Annotated in this window: 15 protein-coding genes and 1 pseudogene; 10 read left to right on the top strand and 6 right to left on the bottom strand. The window is 51.6% G+C overall.

Annotated elements, in window-relative coordinates; genetic code table 11:
* The first annotated feature begins 35 nt into the window (after nt 1–35).
* The 3 genes from Q0P86_RS00655 to Q0P86_RS00645 all read left to right on the top strand — a co-directional run bounded on the left by Q0P86_RS00655 (nt 36) and on the right by Q0P86_RS00645 (nt 2,815).
* A complete protein-coding gene (locus tag Q0P86_RS00655; RefSeq protein WP_295036695.1) occupies nt 36–1,772 on the top strand; it encodes a hypothetical protein in 1,737 nt (578 codons plus the stop codon).
* A 21-nt stretch (nt 1,773–1,793) separates the two neighbouring features.
* Nucleotides 1,794–2,180, top strand: coding sequence for a hypothetical protein (locus tag Q0P86_RS00650; protein WP_294115501.1), 387 nt, complete (start codon nt 1,794–1,796; stop codon nt 2,178–2,180).
* A 131-nt stretch (nt 2,181–2,311) separates the two neighbouring features.
* Nucleotides 2,312–2,815 (top strand): fibrobacter succinogenes major paralogous domain-containing protein, encoded by a 504-nt coding sequence (locus tag Q0P86_RS00645; RefSeq protein WP_294115499.1) that lies wholly within the window; start codon nt 2,312–2,314, stop codon nt 2,813–2,815.
* A gap of 275 nt (nt 2,816–3,090) precedes the next feature.
* Here Q0P86_RS00645 and dnaJ read toward each other — a convergent pair whose 3' ends face one another.
* The 3 genes from dnaJ to Q0P86_RS00630 form a co-directional block, all read right to left on the bottom strand.
* Nucleotides 3,091–4,236 (bottom strand): molecular chaperone DnaJ, encoded by a 1,146-nt coding sequence (gene dnaJ / locus Q0P86_RS00640; protein WP_295036692.1) that lies wholly within the window; start codon nt 4,234–4,236, stop codon nt 3,091–3,093.
* A 264-nt stretch (nt 4,237–4,500) separates the two neighbouring features.
* Nucleotides 4,501–6,402 (bottom strand): molecular chaperone DnaK, encoded by a 1,902-nt coding sequence (gene dnaK, locus Q0P86_RS00635; RefSeq protein WP_295036690.1) that lies wholly within the window; start codon nt 6,400–6,402, stop codon nt 4,501–4,503.
* 479 nt (nt 6,403–6,881) lie between these two features.
* Nucleotides 6,882–8,177 carry a fibrobacter succinogenes major paralogous domain-containing protein gene (locus Q0P86_RS00630; protein WP_294115484.1) on the bottom strand — a complete coding sequence of 432 codons (1,296 nt, stop codon included), beginning with the start codon at nt 8,175–8,177 and terminating at the stop codon, nt 6,882–6,884.
* Nucleotides 8,178–8,382: 205 nt separating this feature from the next.
* Here Q0P86_RS00630 and Q0P86_RS00625 point away from each other — a divergent pair, with 205 nt between their 5' ends.
* The 4 genes from Q0P86_RS00625 to Q0P86_RS00610 all read left to right on the top strand — a co-directional run bounded on the left by Q0P86_RS00625 (nt 8,383) and on the right by Q0P86_RS00610 (nt 10,787).
* Nucleotides 8,383–9,675: a DUF4143 domain-containing protein gene (locus Q0P86_RS00625; RefSeq protein WP_295036689.1), complete on the top strand. Its 1,293-nt coding sequence runs from the start codon at nt 8,383–8,385 to the stop codon at nt 9,673–9,675.
* A gap of 213 nt (nt 9,676–9,888) precedes the next feature.
* Nucleotides 9,889–10,191 (top strand): type II toxin-antitoxin system RelB/DinJ family antitoxin, encoded by a 303-nt coding sequence (locus Q0P86_RS00620; RefSeq protein ID WP_295036688.1) that lies wholly within the window; start codon nt 9,889–9,891, stop codon nt 10,189–10,191.
* The gene (locus tag Q0P86_RS00615; protein ID WP_295036686.1) at nt 10,188–10,490 is read left to right on the top strand and encodes a type II toxin-antitoxin system RelE/ParE family toxin; all 303 of its coding nucleotides are present in this window, start codon (nt 10,188–10,190) and stop codon (nt 10,488–10,490) included. Before Q0P86_RS00620 ends, Q0P86_RS00615 begins: the two co-directional genes overlap by 4 nt.
* Before the next feature lie 63 nt (nt 10,491–10,553).
* Nucleotides 10,554–10,787: a DUF2442 domain-containing protein gene (locus Q0P86_RS00610; RefSeq protein WP_295036684.1), complete on the top strand. Its 234-nt coding sequence runs from the start codon at nt 10,554–10,556 to the stop codon at nt 10,785–10,787.
* Nucleotides 10,788–10,800: 13 nt separating this feature from the next.
* Here Q0P86_RS00610 and Q0P86_RS00605 read toward each other — a convergent pair whose 3' ends face one another.
* The 3 genes from Q0P86_RS00605 to Q0P86_RS00595 all read right to left on the bottom strand — a co-directional run bounded on the left by Q0P86_RS00605 (nt 10,801) and on the right by Q0P86_RS00595 (nt 13,663).
* Complete coding sequence (locus Q0P86_RS00605) at nt 10,801–11,064, bottom strand: Txe/YoeB family addiction module toxin (protein ID WP_295036682.1); 264 nt, start codon at nt 11,062–11,064, stop codon at nt 10,801–10,803.
* A complete protein-coding gene (locus Q0P86_RS00600) occupies nt 11,064–11,327 on the bottom strand; it encodes a type II toxin-antitoxin system RelB/DinJ family antitoxin (RefSeq protein WP_294115925.1) in 264 nt (87 codons plus the stop codon). Before Q0P86_RS00600 ends, Q0P86_RS00605 begins: the two co-directional genes overlap by 1 nt.
* Nucleotides 11,328–11,545: 218 nt before the next feature.
* Entirely contained in the window at nt 11,546–13,663 is a 2,118-nt protein-coding gene (locus Q0P86_RS00595) for a family 43 glycosylhydrolase (RefSeq protein WP_295036680.1), read from the bottom strand.
* Between the two features lie 497 nt (nt 13,664–14,160).
* On the opposite strand from Q0P86_RS00595, the pseudogene rhuM reads away from it, so the two are divergent.
* The 3 genes and pseudogenes from rhuM to Q0P86_RS00585 form a co-directional block, all read left to right on the top strand.
* Nucleotides 14,161–14,262: pseudogene (gene rhuM / locus Q0P86_RS16830) on the top strand (RhuM family protein); the annotation flags it as partial.
* A gap of 152 nt (nt 14,263–14,414) precedes the next feature.
* Complete coding sequence (locus Q0P86_RS00590) at nt 14,415–16,694, top strand: DUF6055 domain-containing protein (RefSeq protein ID WP_295036678.1); 2,280 nt, start codon at nt 14,415–14,417, stop codon at nt 16,692–16,694.
* Nucleotides 16,695–16,818: 124 nt separating this feature from the next.
* Nucleotides 16,819–17,823, top strand: coding sequence for a sialate O-acetylesterase (locus Q0P86_RS00585; protein WP_295036676.1), 1,005 nt, complete (start codon nt 16,819–16,821; stop codon nt 17,821–17,823).
* Nucleotides 17,824–17,924: the final 101 nt, after the last annotated feature.

The raw sequence follows: 17,924 nt of genomic DNA, 5'->3' as shown, positions 1-17,924 counted from the left end.
GGCATGAGAAGTTTTAAATATCAGAAAAAAAGTTGATGGTCACAAGTTGCGGTAAATCCTTTCCAGAAGTGGTGCTGTTCATCGGTGCCGGTGCCACGGCGCAGCTTGGCATGCCCCAGACCGATTTGCAGACTAAGATTCTCCGTGCGTTAGCCTCCCATAATCCTTCGGATTCGCTGGAAGATATTCTTGCCGATTCTAGGCCGAAAAAAATTTTCGGTATGACTCCCGCCTTTGAAGGGCGTAACCTAGAAATCATGGCGGCGTTTATACGCTTCCTGGGCGATGACCTGGAAAAGGACTGGAATCTTGTAGATGGAGCAGACCTGCGGAACGGGCGTGCCGTCTTTGGCGACAGTGCAGACGAGGGCATTCTGCGGAGCCGCATTCTGGAACTTCGCCGTGAATACGACTGGAACGCACTGAAGAGGATTATCCAGGTGTGTCCCCACGACGAGGTGGAAGACAACCTGGTCCGCGATGTCTATACCATGATAGACATGAAACTTCGGGACAAGCAAGGAATCAAGGTCAAGAGTCTAAGTGGCGAAGTTGAAATCATTGAGCCGGAGCGGCTGCCCAAGGCACGGAATTGCCTAGTTCTTTTCACCAATATCCTCTTTGCCAATGCCTGGTACGGTCTTTCCAGGGGGAAACGCGCCGAACAGTTTCAGAAGTATGTCCGGTTTATGGAATCCCTTGCCCACCTGATGCAAAAGGAGGGGGTGCGCTTTGCCGACGAAACCGAAAACCTGCAGTCCGCGGAATTCTACAGGCATTCCACCTCCATCATTACCCTGAATTTTGAAATTGTCTTTTTGTGGCTGCTGTTCAACGCCAACAAAAAGGTTAACCACAACGGCACCTATCTTTCTCGAACGTCCCAAAGACTGGAGCAGTGGGTGGATTTCGGTGTCCCGAGCAAGAGCCGCAAAATTTCAACGGAGAAATCGGACCGTGAAGCGGGAAAATTTTCCTATTCGCAAAGCGAGACCTCGGTGTTCCGGTCGAACGAATACACTGTTCCGGGGAACCCTGTTAGCCGCATTGGCAGTTTCTTTTTTGCCCATGGCTGCTGCAACTGGCGAGAATGCCCTTCTTGCGGGAGGATGATGTATTATCTGGGCGACAAGTGGGGCTACGATTCTGTCCACGCGAACCCGCCATTCCCGGTTCCCCTGTTCGAAAATAACGATTTCAACCGAACCGCCAAAGAAGATGAATGGAAAAGTAAACTCCGTTACGATTCCCTGGAATGCATCAGTTGCGGTGGGGAAACTATCGCAAGCAACGCCCCCATGATTATGCAGACCATGATCAAGGGGATGCCAACATCCTTCTTGGACGAGGTGCAGCGGGAATCCCGCGTTTTGCTGCGGAAGGCCCGACACGTGGTGCTGTTCGGCTACCAGCTGCCACCCGATGATATCTTGTGGCAAGAGTCCTTTGCCGAGGCGGTGCGCTGCCGCAGGGATACAGATGACAAGGCCTATTGCACCGTGGTGGTGGGGCACCTGGGCGAAAAACGCTGGCTCTATGGTGACGATATGATGGAATACGCGAACAAATACCGCTACACCAGTGATGCCGTCGGGCGCGGGGCAAAGGCCATCGTGAATGCGGTTGCCATTTTCGGCAAAGGACAGGTCAGGGCCTGGTGTGGCGGGATTCCGCAGGTATTCTACGACGGGACAGAAGCGGACGTGAAGGAAATCCTTTACCCGGAAAGTTTTGTGGACTGGAAGGGGACTAGGCTTGAAAACTGGGTTTAACATACAGTAAGAGAGGTAAAGATGAGCTATAAAATCGAATGTACCATCCAGGAAATCGAAATTTCCTTAGACGGCAAGGTAACGGGACTTAAAATCAAGGGAACGGAAGGGTACCTGCTAAAGCAAGGGGATGACGAATACAACGTTTTCTGCCCTGAGAAAATGCCTGAAAAAGAGACGAAAACATCGGAGACGGCATTGGTTCTTCATGCGGGTTCACCCCTTAAGTTAAAGCCTGCCGCTGATTCGGCTTGTGCGCAAAGCCTGGTGCAGGCGAAATGTGCAGAGAAGAAGGTGAAACTTGTAATCGATGCGGATACAGGTACGGATAAGGGTGCGGATAAGGGCTCGGTGAGGGAGACTTTCAATCCGGAATCCGTAAATTTAAAATCTGTAACCCTTTTGTGAAACGAGGCATAGATGTTCAAGTCCATAAATTGTCTTTATCTTCAATTTTTTCACGAATTCCAAATTAAAAACCTAAGGAGAAAATGAAAATGCTGGTGAAAATAATGTTTGCTCTAATAGCGGTTTTCGCAATGGTAGCCTGTGATGGGGAAACTTATAAGACCGTAAAAATAGGTTCCCAGACCTGGATGGCGGAGAACCTGAAGGTGGAAACGAAAGATAGTTGGTGTTACGACAACAATGAATCAAAATGCGAAGAGTACGGAAGGCTCTATACTTGGGGTGCGGCCAAGAAGGCTTGCCCGTCTGGTTGGCATTTGCCGAGCGATAGCGAATTTGAAACGTTGTTTGAAACCATAGGCGGAGAATCGAAAGCGGGTAAAATGCTAAAGTCAAAGACCGGCTGGAGAGATTCCGGCAACGGAACGGACGCCTACTCGTTCTCGGCGTTGCCTGCCGGCCTCAGGCTCAACAATGGAAATTTCGAAGGCGAGGGCGACGACGCGTACTTCTGGGCTTCTTCCGGTAGTGCCCGCAAATCGCACTACATGAACTTGAACGGCAGTGACCATGCGATCCTGGAGGACAACTCCGAAGAGTACTCCGGCTTCTCTGTTCGTTGCGTCAAGGATTAGGTTGTCAACCGCCAAAGGCGGTAGGCTGTGCTTGTAACTATAGTAAACGACAAGAGATTTTTCCTAATAAAACGATGACCCCGGCACCAGGGTCGGGGTGACAATAGGAAATTGGAAACTATTAATGTCGTTTACTATAAAAGTAATAAAAAATCCCGGCATCGCTGCTCGGGATAAATTTTATCTGGATCCTTCGACTTCGTTTATCCCGGATTTGTTACGGGACTCAGGATGACTTCTTCCGAAACTAGCCTCTAGTCTCTAGATCCTAGTCACTACTTAAACAGATTCTTCATCTTCTCGAGGAAGGATTCTTCCTGCGCGGTTTCCTTGTCGTGCCTGAGTTCCGCGAGTTTCTGGTAAAGTTCCTTCTCTTCGCGGCTAAGGTCCTTCGGAATTTCCACGCCGATGTTCACGTAGAGGCTTCCACGGTCGCCTCGCTTGTTCAGCGGATACAAGCCCTGTTCGCGCAGGCGCAAGATGCTCCCGGCCTGAGTGCCGGCCGCAATCTTGATTTGCACTTCGCTACCGTCCAGCGTCGGGATTCGCTGCGTTCCGCCAAGCACCAGCTTGTGGACCGGCACCTTGATTTCGCAGTGCAAATCGTCGCCTTCGCGGGTGTAGAAGTCGTCGGGCTTTTCGGCAATGACCGCCAGCAAGTCGCCGCAGGCACCGCCGCGAGGCCCGCAGTTGCCTTCGCCGCGCAGGTTCAGGTACTGGCCCTCGGCAACGCCCGCCGGAATCTTGATGGAGATTTCTTCCGTTTCCTGCACACGACCCTCGCCGCGGCAATGGCTACACGGATTCGCGATGACTTCGCCCATGCCGTTACAGGTGGGGCAAGCGCTCTCGGTAATCATCTGGAAGAATCCGCCCGTAGAACGGCGCACACGACCCGTTCCATGACAGGTGCTGCATTCCTTGATGTCCTGGCCGCCCTTGCCGTTACATTCCGTACACGGCGTGTAGCGTTTCAGGCGAACCTTCTTGGTGCAGCCCTCGAAGATTTCCTTGTAGCTGAGCGCAACCTTGATCTGCAAGTCGTTCCCGCGCGGAGGCCCGGCCTTATGCGAGCTCCTGCGGCCACCGCCGCCAAAGCCACCGAATCCGCCACCGAAAATATCGCCAAAGTTCGCGAAGATATCCTCGAAACTGAATCCCTGGCCGCCGAATCCGCCGCCACCAAAGCCGCCACCGGGGGCGTTGAAGCCGAACTGGTCATACTGCTTACGCTTCTCGGGGTTGCTGAGCACATCGTAGGCCTCGGCAGCCTCCTTGAACTTCTCTTCGGCTTCCTTGTCGCCCGGGTTCTTGTCCGGGTGGTACTTGATGGCAAGTTTCTTGTAGGCGTGCTTGATCTCGTCAGCACTCGCGTCCTTGCCGACGCCTAGAACTTCGTAATAATCTCTTTTTTCAGCCATTTTGCCCTCCGGGCAAATTAGACGAGAGACGAGAGACGAGAGACGAGAGATAAATCTCCCAACCTTTTTCTCTAAAATCTCTAAATACAGTCGTCATAACAAAAAATCTTCTTTTAAACAAAAAGGATTGCTCCCTAAATAGAGAGCTAATCCATTTGATAAACGAGAGTAAAAAGACGAAAGATTATTCATAAGATTAAATTTTCAGCTTAAGACCTCTTTCGTCTCTCGTCTGTAGGACCGAAGGTCCGTTCTCTCGTCTAGTTAGTCAACCACTTCCGCGTCGACGACTTCCGGACCATCGCCCTTCTTGTCGTTCTTCGGCTGTTCAGAAGCACCCGGCTGCGGACCCGGCTGAGCCTGATTTGCACCGGCGGCCTGGGCCATGGAGCTGATCATGCCCTGGAGCTTGTCCATAGCGGCCTTGATCTCTTCCTTGGTGCCGTTGTCCTTCTTGGCCTTGATGTCGTCGATGGCAGCCTGCAGCTGGCTCTTGGTGTCGGCCGGGAGCTTGTCGCCAAATTCCTTCAGCTGACCTTCGGCCTGGTAAGCCATCTGTTCGGCCTGGTTCCTGATGTCCACCAGCTCGCGCTGTTCCTTGTCCTTGGCTGCGTTGGCTTCGGCATCCTTCACCATCTTGTTGATTTCGTCTTCAGACAAGCCGCTGGAAGAAGTAATCTTGATGGACTGCTCCTTGCCGGTTTCCTTGTCCTTAGCAGACACGTGCACAATGCCGTTCGCGTCGATGTCGAAGGTCACTTCGATCTGCGGCACGCCACGGGGTTTCTTCGGAAGGTCGGTCAAGTTGAACTTGCCGAGCGTACGGTTGTCGCGGGCAAATTCGCGTTCGCCCTGCAGCACGTGAATCGTCACGGCCGGCTGGTTGTCTTCGGCAGTGGAGAACACCTGGCTCTTCTTGGTCGGAATAGTGGTGTTACGGTCGATGAGCTTGGTCATCACGCCACCGAGGGTCTCGATACCCAAGGAAAGCGGGGTCACGTCGAGGAGCAACACGTCCTTCACGGAGGAGTCGCCGCTAAGCACGGCACCCTGGACGGCGGCACCGATAGCCACCACTTCGTCCGGGTTCACAGTCTTGTTCGGTTCCTTGCCGAAGAACTTCTTCACGGCTTCCTGCACGGCCGGGATACGGGTAGAACCACCGACCAGGATCACTTCGTCGATTTCGCTCAGGGAGAGGCCGGAGTCGGCGATAGCCTTGCGGCAGGGTTCCATGGAGCGTTCCACCAGGTGGGCGGTCAGCTGGTCAAACTTTGCACGGCTGAGCGTGAGGTCCAAATGTTTCGGGCCCGAAGCGTCGGCAGTGATGAAGGGGAGGTTGATGTTCGTGGAAGTCGTGGCAGAAAGGTCGATCTTCGCCTTTTCCGCGGCGTCCTTCAAACGCTGCAGGGCCATCTTGTCCTTCTTCAGGTCGATGCCCGGATTGTCCTTCTTGAATTCGTCGTTGATCCAGTCGATAATCACTTCGTCGAAGTTGTCACCGCCGAGCATCGTATCGCCGTTGGTGGCCTTCACGCTGAACATACCGTCGTCGATTTCCAGGATAGAGATATCGAACGTACCGCCACCGAGGTCATACACGGCGACCTTTTCGCTCTTCTTGGAGTCAAGACCGTAGGCGAGGGCGGCAGCCGTCGGTTCGTTCACGATACGCAGCACTTCGAGGCCTGCAATCTTGCCCGCGTCCTTCGTAGCCTGACGCTGGGAGTCGTTAAAGTAGGCGGGGACCGTAATCACGGCCTGGGTCACCGGCTGGCCCAGGTAATCTTCGGCAATCTTCTTCATGGTCTGGAGAACCATGGCCGAAATCTCGGGAGGAGCGAACTGCTTGTCGTCCACCTGCACGCGGACCGGGTCAGAACCCGTGCCAACCAGCTTGTAGGGCATGTTCTTTTCGGCAGCGGAGCATTCGCCAGCCGTACGGCCCATGAAACGCTTGATGGAGTAGATGGTCTTTTCGGGGTTGGTGATAGCCTGGCGCTTTGCCACGTGGCCCACCAGACGTTCGCCGTTCTTGCCGAAAGCGACAATGGACGGGGTGGTGCGGAAACCTTCCGCGTTAGCGATCACGACCGGCTTGCCGCCTTCCATCACGGACACGCAGCTGTTGGTTGTACCAAGGTCAATACCGATAATCTTGCTCATAATGAGTCTCCTATTTTAAATTCTTGCCGCCCGCGAATCAATCTGAACGGGGCGATTTTTACGCCCATACATAAGCAAAACCCGTGCCAAACACTAATAACTGGCAAAAAACGGCCATTTTGTTTCGTTCTGAAACAAGAAAAACCCCTAGAAAGGGCCAAAATCGCCATGTTTCATAATGGAACGGTGCTTTGGAAGAATGTGAAAACGTCATTGCGAGGAGCGACGCGACGAAGCAATCCATAAAAAATAGTGGGGGAAGCCTCCCCCTGCTTCGCACTCCGTTGCTCACCACCCCCTCGCCTAAGGGCTCTGCCCTTAAAAACCCGATATCAAAAGCCCACGGCTCCAGAGACTAAGCTCGCCTCGCGGACAAATTACGGCCTTCGGCCTTTACTGTCCGCTCGCCGACTTATCTTCTTCCGCCTTAGGGCTTTCCTTTCCCAACAAATAAATGGGTTCAAAATTCAGGGCTGCAATCAGTCCTTTACACAACGAACTGAAAACACGAGGTTCTTACCGTAGTTGTACAGGTACGCATTCTTGTGGTTGTGGTACAGGAGCACGATGTACGCGTCGCTGCTATTGACCTCTGAAGAACTCCAGAAGTACGTGCGGGCGCCAATGTCGTAGAAGTAGCCATCGCTAGCCCTGTCGCCGGCGGGCAAGGCACTGAACCCGAAAGCATCCGTACCATTGCCGTTGTTATTCCAGCCGCTCTGAGACTTGAGAACCTTGCCCGCAGTCGATTGGCCGCCCACCGCCGTGAACAGGGCCATCCACTCCGTCTGACTGGGCAGATGCCAACCCGTAGGACAAATGCCCTGAACTAAGGTCGCTGAGCCGGTTGATGAGCCTGTCGAATTAGCCGAAGCGAGGTCGCATGTCGATCTGTAACCGCAGCCAGTCTTTACGGAGTCCACTGCAGCCGCCCAAGTGTATAGGCGTCCGGCCACATCACAGTTCTTTGCGACATTCTTGTAGCACCTGCTACGTTTCAGCAGGCTGGGGGTTTTGGAACTGTCGGCATAGTTCAAGTTCTCCGCCATCCATACTTGGTCGCCAATCTTCACCGTCCTATAAACATTACCATCACGTTCATCGGTCATAGTGCCATAGTCAATATCAGGATTGAAACGGCATTCCTTCGGTACATCCCAGCTCCAACCCGTTTTTCCTTCCAGAAGTGCCGAACAATTCACATCGCCTAAAGAACTACTAGAAGACCTTTCGACTGGTTCTGAGTCCTCGCTACTACTAGAACTCGACTCAATTTCACTAGAGCTCGACTTCGGTTCCTCTACAGAAGAAGACGATGTAACGCTAGACGAAGATTCCGACTTCACCGAACTCGACGAAGTTTCATTTCCACTACTGCTAGACTTTCCTGTCTTTTCGCTGCTACTAGATTGTTTCACTTCGCTCTGGGTGTCGCTTGACGAAGACTTCGCCTTTTCACTGCTGCTGGACTCAACTTTTCCGGAACTCGACGAGGTTTTTCCGTCGCTGGAAGAACTGCCATCAACCGCCTTCTCGCTCGACGAAGACCCATCCGACTCCGCCGACTGCGGAGCCTGCCCTGAACTAGTTGACGGGCTCTCGGTCACACTTGATGATGAACTGCTGCCAAGGGCAACATCGTCGCTGGAGGAGGAGAGGGTAACCTCGCTATCCGCAGGCCCCGCCGGCGAATCGCTCGAACCGTCGTCCCCGCAAGCATTGCCAAGCAACGCCGCCACAACAACCATTCCCCCCAGAACAAACTTCTTCAGCATAAATAACCTCACCCCTAAATATAACCCAAAACCACCCCAAAATCAACCACCCCGCACCCAAACATGCCGATATCTCAAGAAAAATGCTATAAAAATGCGTTTTTACAAAGAATTCGACATTTTTCTTCCAAAAATACAAAACAGAATTAAACAAAAATACAAAACAAAACTTGACAATTTTACAAAACGAATATATATTGTAAATATGAAAACGTATTTTCGCAGAATGGTTGACGACGAACTGGACCTGAGGCTTCGTTCCTCGGGTGCCGTTCTTATAGTCGGTCCTAAATGGTGCGGCAAGACTACGACGGCAGAACAAAAAGCCCAAAGCGTCGTCAAGATGCAGGATCCCGACTTCAGGGAGAGTTATCTTGCAACCGTATCGATTAAACCGTCTTTATTGCTGAAAGGGGAAAATCCTCGATTGATTGACGAATGGCAGGACGCCCCCATTCTGTGGGACGCCGTCCGCACGGAAGTGGACCGTAGGGGAGAAGACGGGCTCTTTATCTTGACGGGTTCTTCCAGTTTTGATCATTCAAAGACAATCCATTCGGGAACGGGGAGAATATCACGATTGAAGATGTTCCCCATGAGCCTTTTCGAATCACAGGAATCCAATGGCCAAATATCACTTTCAAAACTGTTCGACGCCCCCGAAAGCGATATTGACGGGATTACGTCAAGCCTTTCGATAGAGCAACTAATTCATGCCGCTTGCCGTGGCGGGTGGCCGGCCGCTCTTTTCAAGAAAGGCGATGATGCCCAACTTGTCGTCGCGCAAGACTATCTTGAAAACATCTGCCAGACAGACATATCCACGGTTGACGGAGTCGAAAGGAACCCCAAATGGACAAAGGCTATCCTAAAATCGTACGCCCGGAATGTCTCTACCTTGGCAAAGACCTCCAGCATCCATAAGGATATTCTATCGGAATCGGACAATTTTTCCATAATAACGCTGGATTCCTACTTAAACGCGCTACGCAGACTATTCGTCATAGAAGATCTGGACGCCTGGAGCCCATCCATCCGTTCCGCCACATCTATCCGTTCAGGGAAGAAGAGGGAATTTTCCGACCCATCAATTGCCGTCGCTGCGATGGGCGTCTCTCCCGAATACTTCTACACTGACCTGAAAACTTTCGGTTTTGTTTTCGAGACGCTTTGCATCAGGGACTTGAAGGTCTATTCTCAAAAACTACGTGGCGAACTTTCTTATTATCGCGACAGGACCGGGCTCGAGGCCGACGCCGTGTTGCATTTGAATGACGGACGCTATGCCTTGATAGAATTTAAGCTGGGGAGTCGCGAAATTGAGGAAGGAGCAAAGCACCTGACGACTTTAAAGGAACTTATACGGGAACACAATAAGAAAAGCGACCAAATTCAACTTCGTGAACCGGACCTGCTGATGGTTGTCACGGGTGGGCAAATGGCATATACGAGACCTGACGGTGTAAAAGTCGTCCCGATTGGCTGCCTTAGGGATTAACCCAGGTGGGGGAGAGCCCAGCGAATTCTGTTGATTGGAATGTCATCGTTTAGGATGGAGTCGGGAGCCCGCGCCATTGTTATTTGCAAATGTCAGATCAAAGAAAGATGGGATTAGGCGAATGTATAACACCTTGTTAATTCTTTAAATTCGTTTTTGCGAAATTAAAAAAATGAATTGCATTTGTGCGTACAAATATATATATTGATTGATATGAATAAGACTGCAAATTTATACGCCCGTATTGAATCCGACGTCAAGGAACAGGCCGAAAGCGTCCTGGAAACCCTCGGCATATCCGTTTCCAGCGCCATCAACATGTTCTATAAGCAGATAATTCTGCAACAGGGTATTCCCTTCGACGTTAAGTTGTCCAAGGCTCCAGAAAACGCTGCCAAATGGTCAAAAGAACGCTTCGATGCGGAACTCGAGAAGGGCTATGACGATATGCTGAAAGGCCGTACCCGCCCTGCCGCGATGGTCCTTTCCGATGTCAAGAAGAAATACAAGGTATGAATTTTGAAGTCCACTTTTCTTCCGCTGCAGAGGCTGACATCGATCAAATTTTTGACTATATCAGCATAACGCTTTGTTCGCCTATCGCAGCCCAAAATCTAATGGCAAAATTTCAGGAATCGGTAAATACGTTATCTGATTTTACAGAAGCATTTGCCTTATGTCAGGAAGAGCCTTGGATCTTATGTGATGTGCGTTCAATGCCGATTGAAAATTATCGCCTATTTTATCGTGTTGATCATGACAAACGAAAAGTCGATATATTGCGCATTTTTTATTACAGACAAGAAGCGAAGTAGTCATTAATACTAACTATGTTCAAACACCGGAGAATACAAAAAATCGATCCACTGGTCTAGACTATGCTTCATGTGACTGACACGAAATATATTGGCGATTACAAGATATCCGTCGAATTCAACGACGGATGCCGTTTTGTCGCTGATTTCGAAAGCGTCATCAAGTCGGACCATCGCCCCATCGTGCAGCATCTAGCAGACGTCAATACCTTTAAAGATTTCACGCTGCAAGCGCACACAATCACATGGTCGAACGGAGTCAATTTCGCCCCCGAATTCATCAAGAGCCTTCAATAAGCCGACTTAATCGTCAAACGTCTTCGTAATGTCCTTTGCACGAAAGGATATCGATGAACTCGCCGTTGATACGATAAATTAGCCGATTTGCGTCATCGATTCTGCGGCTCCAGAATCCGCTGAGGTTGCCCGTCAATGCTTCGGGTTTTCCGATGCCTTCAAAATCGTTGCGTTCAATGTCTTTAACAAGCTGGTTAACTTTTTTTAGAGTCTTTTTGTCTTGTGTTTGCCAGTAAAGGTAGTCGTCCCAGGCTTTGTCTGACCAAATTTTCTTCATCAGTCATCTACCTCAATAAGTTCGTGTTCGACACCTTTCCCGGCGTTGAGCTGTTCGATGCCTTTCTTGAGGGCTTCGATATCGCCAGCGTTGTAGCGGGGGGAGGGCTCGCGGACTTCAAAGGGGATGCGGCGCTCGTTGATGACATTTTTCACGAACATGTAAATGGCGGCAGAAGTGGACAGCCCCACATTGCTGCAGAACTTGTCAAAGCTTTCTTTGTCCTTGCTGTCGATGCGTGCGGATATCGTTGCCTGTGCCATATAATGCTCCTTTGTTACCTTACAAATATACATTTATTGACTGCAAAAAGCAATATTTTTTAATAAAAATACTGCAATTTTATTCAACATTCTGCAATTTGCATAAAATTGCATTAAACATTGACGCTAAAAACCCCGACCATCGTTACGAGAGGTCGGGGCTTTTAAATGCGGGGGAGTTCCGCACGGTTTAAGATGCGCGAGAACGTCTCGCGGACTTACCTCCCCAAATTGATTCGCAGGGTTTGTCCGGAGGAGTTGCGGACGATGTAGGCTCCGCCCTGGTAACCGGCGGTCTTGAGTCCGGCCTTGAGGTCCGTGAGCGTCGCGCCGGCGTTCAGGCGGATGTTCCCGAGCTCGGAGCCCATCAGGTCGAATACCCTGTAGCTGCCTGCGGCCCTTGCGAAAGCGTTTGCCATGCCCGCGGCTCCGGCGCCGTTTAGGGCGATTTTCGGTACGATGCCCGTGGTCCCGTTGCGGATGTCCTCAGCGCTGCCTTCGCTTTCGCCAAAGGCAATCCAGTCGAGGTTCACATAATCGGTAGTTATCTGGACTTTGAGCACATGTTCACCCTTGGTCAGTTCCTTGGTGGTCTTACCCTTGAAAGTGGTGTATCCGTCAAAATCGCCTGTTCCCTTCAGTTCCAGTTCGTCGGTAATGGCTTCGCCGTCCATAAAGAGCTGGATGCTTGCACGTTCCATGCCGGTAGCATAGGAAAGTTCGTAGGGGAGGGCACCCGTGGCATCCACATTCACGGTATATTCCAGCCATTCGCCCTTCAGCGTGTAGCCCACGGCAAATCCGTCGCCGTTCTTCACGATGTCCACGCGATCTTCGCGGTATTTGCCACCCTGGTTCTTGGTATCCATGTCGTAGTAGGCCTTGCCTGCGCCACCCACATCGTAATTCTCGAATTCAATGAAGTTCTTCTTGCCTTCCAAAGTTGCACCGATAACCGGAAGTTCGCACTTGGCTTCAGGATCGGTCAGCATTTCTTCGCAGAAGGGCCCCTGAGGAACTGCGGTCTTGCTGTCTTCAAATTCCCAGTAGTCGGCTTCGAAATCACCTGCGAAAATGAAGAATACATCATGCTTGCCCACTGCACCTTCGGCAGGCACGGTCACCAGGCCGTCCTTACTGAATTCAGCCTTGGCAACCACGGGGCCATCCACCTTGTCCAGGCGAACCGTAACGGAGGATGCCCTCTTAATGTTCAAGACAGAGGCTGAGAAGGATTCCGCACCGGCGTCACCGAATTCCACGCCGCTGATCCTGGTGTACTTGCCTTCGGTAAGGTTGGTGATGACCGTATTGCCGGCAGCACCGCTCTTACGGACCCTCACTTCTTCGCCCCAGGACATGGTTTCTGCTTCTACACGCTTGTAGGGATTGAAATCTTCCAGCTGGGGCACACCATTATCCGGCCACCAGTCAATCTTCTGGATGGTTCCGTCGGCATTGTACTTCATCTCGGCAACGCCAACAGAACGGCGTTCCTTGTGCTGGAACTTAAGGCCCAGTTTATCGGATTTCTGGTGCCAAAGCTGGTAATGATGGCCAAAAACGTATGATTTCCCCTTGTAATCCACAATTCCCGGGTGGTTTCCATTACTGCGTGAGGAATGAGGCATAACGTCGCCCTTGTAGGTCCAGGGGCCCGTGGGGGAGTCGCTCATGGCGTAACCGATACCTTCGGCACAGCAGGTGGAAGCAAAAGCCATATAGTAATGGCTACCGTGCTTGTAGAGCCAAGGGCCTTCCTGGTAATCCTTGATCTTGGGGTAGGTAACAATATTGCCGGAAGTACTGATCATGTCTTCGTTAAGCTTGATCATATAGAGGTCGGGATTTCCCCAGTACATATAGGCCTGGCCGTCATCATCCACCCATACGGTGGGGTCGATGTCGTTCCAATGTTGCCGCTGCCAAACCAAGGCCTTGTTCAGAGGTTCCTTGAAGGGGCCGTAGGGATTATCTGCCACCAGGACAGAAATTCCGTTACCATGAATGGGGACGTACATGTACCATTTGCCATTGCGGAATACAACCTGCTCGGCCCAAGCGCCATTGGTCTTGGTGCTCCACTGGATATCGTTCAGGGAGGCCACAGCCCCGTGGCTAGTCCAGTTGACCATGTCCGTGGTAGTATGCAACAGCCAATCGTACATCATGAACCCTTCGGCGTTATCTTCGTCGTGGGTCGTGTAAAGGTAGAGCGTATCCCCGTGCACTACGGGAGCCGGGTCTGCCGTGTAGTTGGTTGTGATTATTGGTTGCTGGGCAAAGGCCACTCCAGCCAAAGCCAATACAGAAGTAACGGATAAGATATTTTTCATCTTAATCTCCAAACATGTTTTACACCAGAGATAAAGATATATCGCGAAAAGCCCCGCGGAATACCTCGGGATTAACTTATCATTGACAATTTTACAAAAGCGGACACCCCTTAAAAAACCAAATCATCATGCCGGATTGTGAGCGGCTTTCTGAAAGTCCATGATGAATTTTTCTCCATCAACCTCTTGCGGTATAGAAAAAAGATATTGAGCGGAGCTACTAGATTCATCGCCACATGCTGCGAGCAGGGCTAGGAGAATGGACAGAGCAAATAACATGCGAAGCGAATGCCCCAAATTTAGTTTATTTTCACACAAATTGTCCCCTCCGGCTATTGACAGGTGCTTTCAATTTATATATTTCAGTATCCAAATGAGCAGAAATAGTCAAAAATCAATCCCGTGTCTATCCGCAGTTCCGCTGCGGAATACTTGACGATTCAGTTATTAAGAAATACTTAATAACTGCTGGCGACGGGAAAAATTACTAGGCGAATCACTACAACCTCCAGATGATTATCGCCGTGGGGTTCAAGGTCAACAACGAGCGGGCCGTTCAGTTCCGCAAGTGGGCGGGGCAAAAAAATGGCACAGTACAAAGCGTAGCTGTGCCTAAATAGCGGGGGAGTCGTGCGGGATTATTTCAGCTATTGTGAGGAATGTTTAATTTCGTAAACAGGGGTTCGTTTTCGCTAAATGAGCTTATATTTATTTATATCGCCCGCGTGGGTGTGTTGTTTGGGAAAAATGTATGAAAATCAATCATGGTATAAATTTTGCCATGGCGGTAATTTGCGCAGGTGCCGTAAGCGCGAACGCCGCCATTGAATGGGTAAAGCAGTGCGCCAGCAATGGTTTTACGCTGATTGCAGAATCGGATCACTTTGAAGTTTGCAAGAAGCCGGCGACGGATGACGGCCAGGCGAACAATGTGTCCATTCCGAACTCGGATGCGCAGGGCGTGCTTGCGTCGCTCGAAAAAGTATATTCCTTCTACATTGATTCGCTCGGGTGGATGTTACCCTTCCCAAGTAGCCCGGATAAAAAGCTCAAGAGCAACATTTACGTGTTCGACAATTCCGTGATGGCGGCGCTCTACGGCGGGCAAGACTTTGTGAAGGGCCTGAACAACGAATTTGGCCCCGGTATGTGGATTGGTGTGGGCTCGCTAAAAGATTACTGGGGCACTTCGCATGAATTCGCGCACGGCCTGCAAGGCGTTGCGGGTTGGATGGGCAACAACAGCCATTCGGGCTGGTTCGCCGAAAGCCACGCGAACTGGATGGCGCACCAGTACAATCCGAACGATGCCCATTGCTCGGAATACCTGATTAATTATCCGTACCTGTATTACGGTTCTACGCGTGACCGCTACTGCAACTGGCAGTTCTTGGAGCACCTCAAGGAAGAATTCGGCGGCGGCCACAAGGGTGCCCACGAGGTGAACCGCATCTGGATGGAATCGATCCGCGATGGCGAAGACGGCCGCATGGAGCAGACGCCGTTTACCGCCATGATGATGGTTTACGGCTGGTCGCTCGATAGCTTGAACCAGCAGTTCGGCAAGTTCGCGATGAAAAACGCGACGCTCGAGTATGCTCCCGCAAAGAAGGCTTTGTATAAAAAATCCTATGGCGACTATGAATTCAAGACGCGTCGTGACGCCAGTTGGGGCGACAACTACCGCAGGCACACGCGCGTGACCATGCTGAACAAGATGGAATGCGCGGCGGGCGAGAAGTGCGCGGACCGCTACATTTCGCCGAGTTATTGGGCTCCACAGCGCTGGGGTTACAATCTGGTGCGCATCTATCCGGATTCTGCCGGCAAGGTGACGGTCAAGTTCCGCGGAATCGTGCAGGACAAGCCGGCCGTGAACGGCTACACCTGCTTTGGCGACAATACGGATTACTACAACGGTAAAACGTACAACTGGTGCAATTACGCGCCCGACAAGCTGCCGGACCCGGTCTCGGGCTGGACGGTCGGGCTAGTCGCGGAGGGCGCGGACGGAACGCCCCGCTACAGCGAGATGAAGCATGGAATCGGATTCAATCTTGAAATCGAGACGAAGGCAAGCGACAAGGCTTTGTGGCTTGCCGTGACGGCGACTCCGACTGAAATGCAGACGATTCTCTGGGACCAGTTCTACTACAGCGTTTACCGCTACCCGTACATGATCGAGGTGGTAAACGGCGCTCCCGAAGGCTACAACAAGGATTTCTGGAAGCCCGCAAATGCGAGCGGATACACTAAGCACAGCAACGGCGGCGGCCTCGTGAGCAGCACGGCGGAGGTCGATGCGAGCGTGTTCGTGGGCCCCGATGCGGTCGTGAACGGCGGAACGATTTCCGGGAAAGCCCGCATCGAGGATTTCGCGGTCGTAGACGGCGGAACCATTAGCGGGAATGCCGTTGTCCGCGGGCGAGCGCTCGTGACTGCGGGTACCATCGGCGACGATGCCGTGCTCGAAGAAGATGCTTGGCTCGTGAGCGGAAGCATTACCGGCAAGGCTAAGGTTGGCGCGCTTTCGATTATCGTGAATACGACGGTGACCGACGATGCTCAAGTCTACGGCGTGATGTGGGCGGTAAACGGCAAAAAACTTTCGGGAACGGCGCAGCTGCGTGGCGACCTTGAAAACAACTTCGACAAGGAAATCTCGAAGGGAATTTTCTACGGTATGGTCGACAACGGAATGCTTAACAATGCAAACTACGGCGCAGACCTTACGACTCCGCCGACCGATGCGACTGCGAGCCTGGATAAGGCCGTATGGTATGCCGTGGCCGACGATTCGACTGAAACGGGTCCTTCCAAGACGATTAATGCTCAAAGCCTGCGCCTGAATTTGGCGGACGATACTTTTGAAGTGTTCAATTTGAACGGAAAGTACCTGGGAGTCATTAAAAATGCGGCCCGAGATCGAATTTCGTTGCAAGAATCTCTGCGCAGGGCGGGCCTGAACGCGGGCACATACCTTGTTCGTGGCAAGGATTCTCGCGAAATGCACCGAGTAAATCTGCGGTAAACTGGGTTTTAGGGGTGTCCCCTAGGAGAGGAGGTAGCGAACAACGCCGTGTGAGCGAGGGGGAGACTTCCCCCTTTGTTCATTTTTGTTATAATAACGGATAGCATAAGAAGGGGAATATTGTTTGCTAAAAATTGTCCTCATAACGCTGGCTATGATCAGTGTGGCAAGTTTTGCTCAGGACCCGAATCTGCATATTTATATTGCCTATGGGCAATCCAATATGGCTGGGGAGGGGGCGCTCTTGAGTTCGGACTATGTGCCGATCCCGCGTTTTTATGTATTGCGCGCTGCTGATTTTTCGGACCAGAAGGTGGGGGAACTTTATCCGGCGATGCCTCCGATGGGGCACAGCCAGTCGATGATCGGCATATCGGATTTCTTTGGTCGCAAGATGGTTCAGGAACTTCCGGACAGCGTCAGTGTTGCCGTGGCGAACGTGGCTATCGGAGGGCAAAGCATCGACCTGTTCGACAAGGACCGCAATGCAGAGTATATTGAAAGAATGAAAAGTACCGGAACTACCTGGTGGTGGATTCCGTACTTGAACGAATATGGGGGCGACTTGCACCAGCGCATCGTCGAAATAGGCAAGATTGCTAAACAGAAAGGCGTTATCAAGGGATTCTTGTTCCACCAGGGCGAGGCGGACAACCAGATGAGCGACTGGCCCAAGCGAGTCAAGAAGGTCTATGACGATTTTATCAAGGAACTGGAACTCGATCCGAAAAAGACTCCCATATTGATAGGTGAACTTGCGCCGACGGGCGACTATGGCTGGAGAAATACGGCGGTTGCGGAAGCCGTTAGTCTGATTCCCAATGCGCATCTGATTTCGTCGCAGGGATGCCCTGTACTTAAGGAAACGGATGCCTTGACGCATATCTCGTACAAGCTCCATTTTACCCGAGAAGGTTACGAGATTCTGGGATCTCGCTATGCTGTAAAGATGCTTGATTTGCAAGGCATAAAGGCCAGCACCGACGCGATTGCGGCGACGCCTCGCGTGCGAGCAGAGGATTCTCGGAAACCGCGACTTTATTTTGATGCACGGAAACAGGCCGTTTTTATTCGGGTGCGGAAAAACGGAAGGGTAGTCCGGTACCGTGTGACGGGAAAAAGAAAATAAGGCGTGCGCCTGGAAAGCAAAATCCCCGGATTAAATCCGGGGCTCATTGTATGAACCGAAAACCACCCGCTAGGCGGGTGGTTCAAAAGAGCCTTCTGGCG

Source organism: uncultured Fibrobacter sp. (assembly GCF_946062555.1).
In the GTDB taxonomy this organism is placed as follows: Bacteria; Fibrobacterota; Fibrobacteria; order Fibrobacterales; family Fibrobacteraceae; genus Fibrobacter.
The sequence above is the reverse complement of the archived record's forward strand: the minus strand, read 5'-3'. Positions and strand labels throughout refer to the sequence as shown.

Excerpts from the sequence above, each read along its gene's own strand:
- Q0P86_RS00655 (WP_295036695.1), top strand. The coding sequence starts at position 36 with ATGGTCACAAGTTGCGGTAAATCCTTTCCAGAAGTGGTGCTGTTCATC.
- Q0P86_RS00650 (WP_294115501.1), top strand. The coding sequence starts at position 1,794 with ATGAGCTATAAAATCGAATGTACCATCCAGGAAATCGAAATTTCCTTA.
- Q0P86_RS00645 (WP_294115499.1), top strand. The coding sequence starts at position 2,312 with ATGGTAGCCTGTGATGGGGAAACTTATAAGACCGTAAAAATAGGTTCC.
- dnaJ (WP_295036692.1), bottom strand. The coding sequence starts at position 4,236 with ATGGCTGAAAAAAGAGATTATTACGAAGTTCTAGGCGTCGGCAAGGAC.
- dnaK (WP_295036690.1), bottom strand. The coding sequence starts at position 6,402 with ATGAGCAAGATTATCGGTATTGACCTTGGTACAACCAACAGCTGCGTG.
- Q0P86_RS00630 (WP_294115484.1), bottom strand. The coding sequence starts at position 8,177 with ATGCTGAAGAAGTTTGTTCTGGGGGGAATGGTTGTTGTGGCGGCGTTG.
- Q0P86_RS00625 (WP_295036689.1), top strand. The coding sequence starts at position 8,383 with ATGAAAACGTATTTTCGCAGAATGGTTGACGACGAACTGGACCTGAGG.
- Q0P86_RS00620 (WP_295036688.1), top strand. The coding sequence starts at position 9,889 with ATGAATAAGACTGCAAATTTATACGCCCGTATTGAATCCGACGTCAAG.
- Q0P86_RS00615 (WP_295036686.1), top strand. The coding sequence starts at position 10,188 with ATGAATTTTGAAGTCCACTTTTCTTCCGCTGCAGAGGCTGACATCGAT.
- Q0P86_RS00610 (WP_295036684.1), top strand. The coding sequence starts at position 10,554 with ATGCTTCATGTGACTGACACGAAATATATTGGCGATTACAAGATATCC.
- Q0P86_RS00605 (WP_295036682.1), bottom strand. The coding sequence starts at position 11,064 with ATGAAGAAAATTTGGTCAGACAAAGCCTGGGACGACTACCTTTACTGG.
- Q0P86_RS00600 (WP_294115925.1), bottom strand. The coding sequence starts at position 11,327 with ATGGCACAGGCAACGATATCCGCACGCATCGACAGCAAGGACAAAGAA.
- Q0P86_RS00595 (WP_295036680.1), bottom strand. The coding sequence starts at position 13,663 with ATGAAAAATATCTTATCCGTTACTTCTGTATTGGCTTTGGCTGGAGTG.
- Q0P86_RS00590 (WP_295036678.1), top strand. The coding sequence starts at position 14,415 with ATGAAAATCAATCATGGTATAAATTTTGCCATGGCGGTAATTTGCGCA.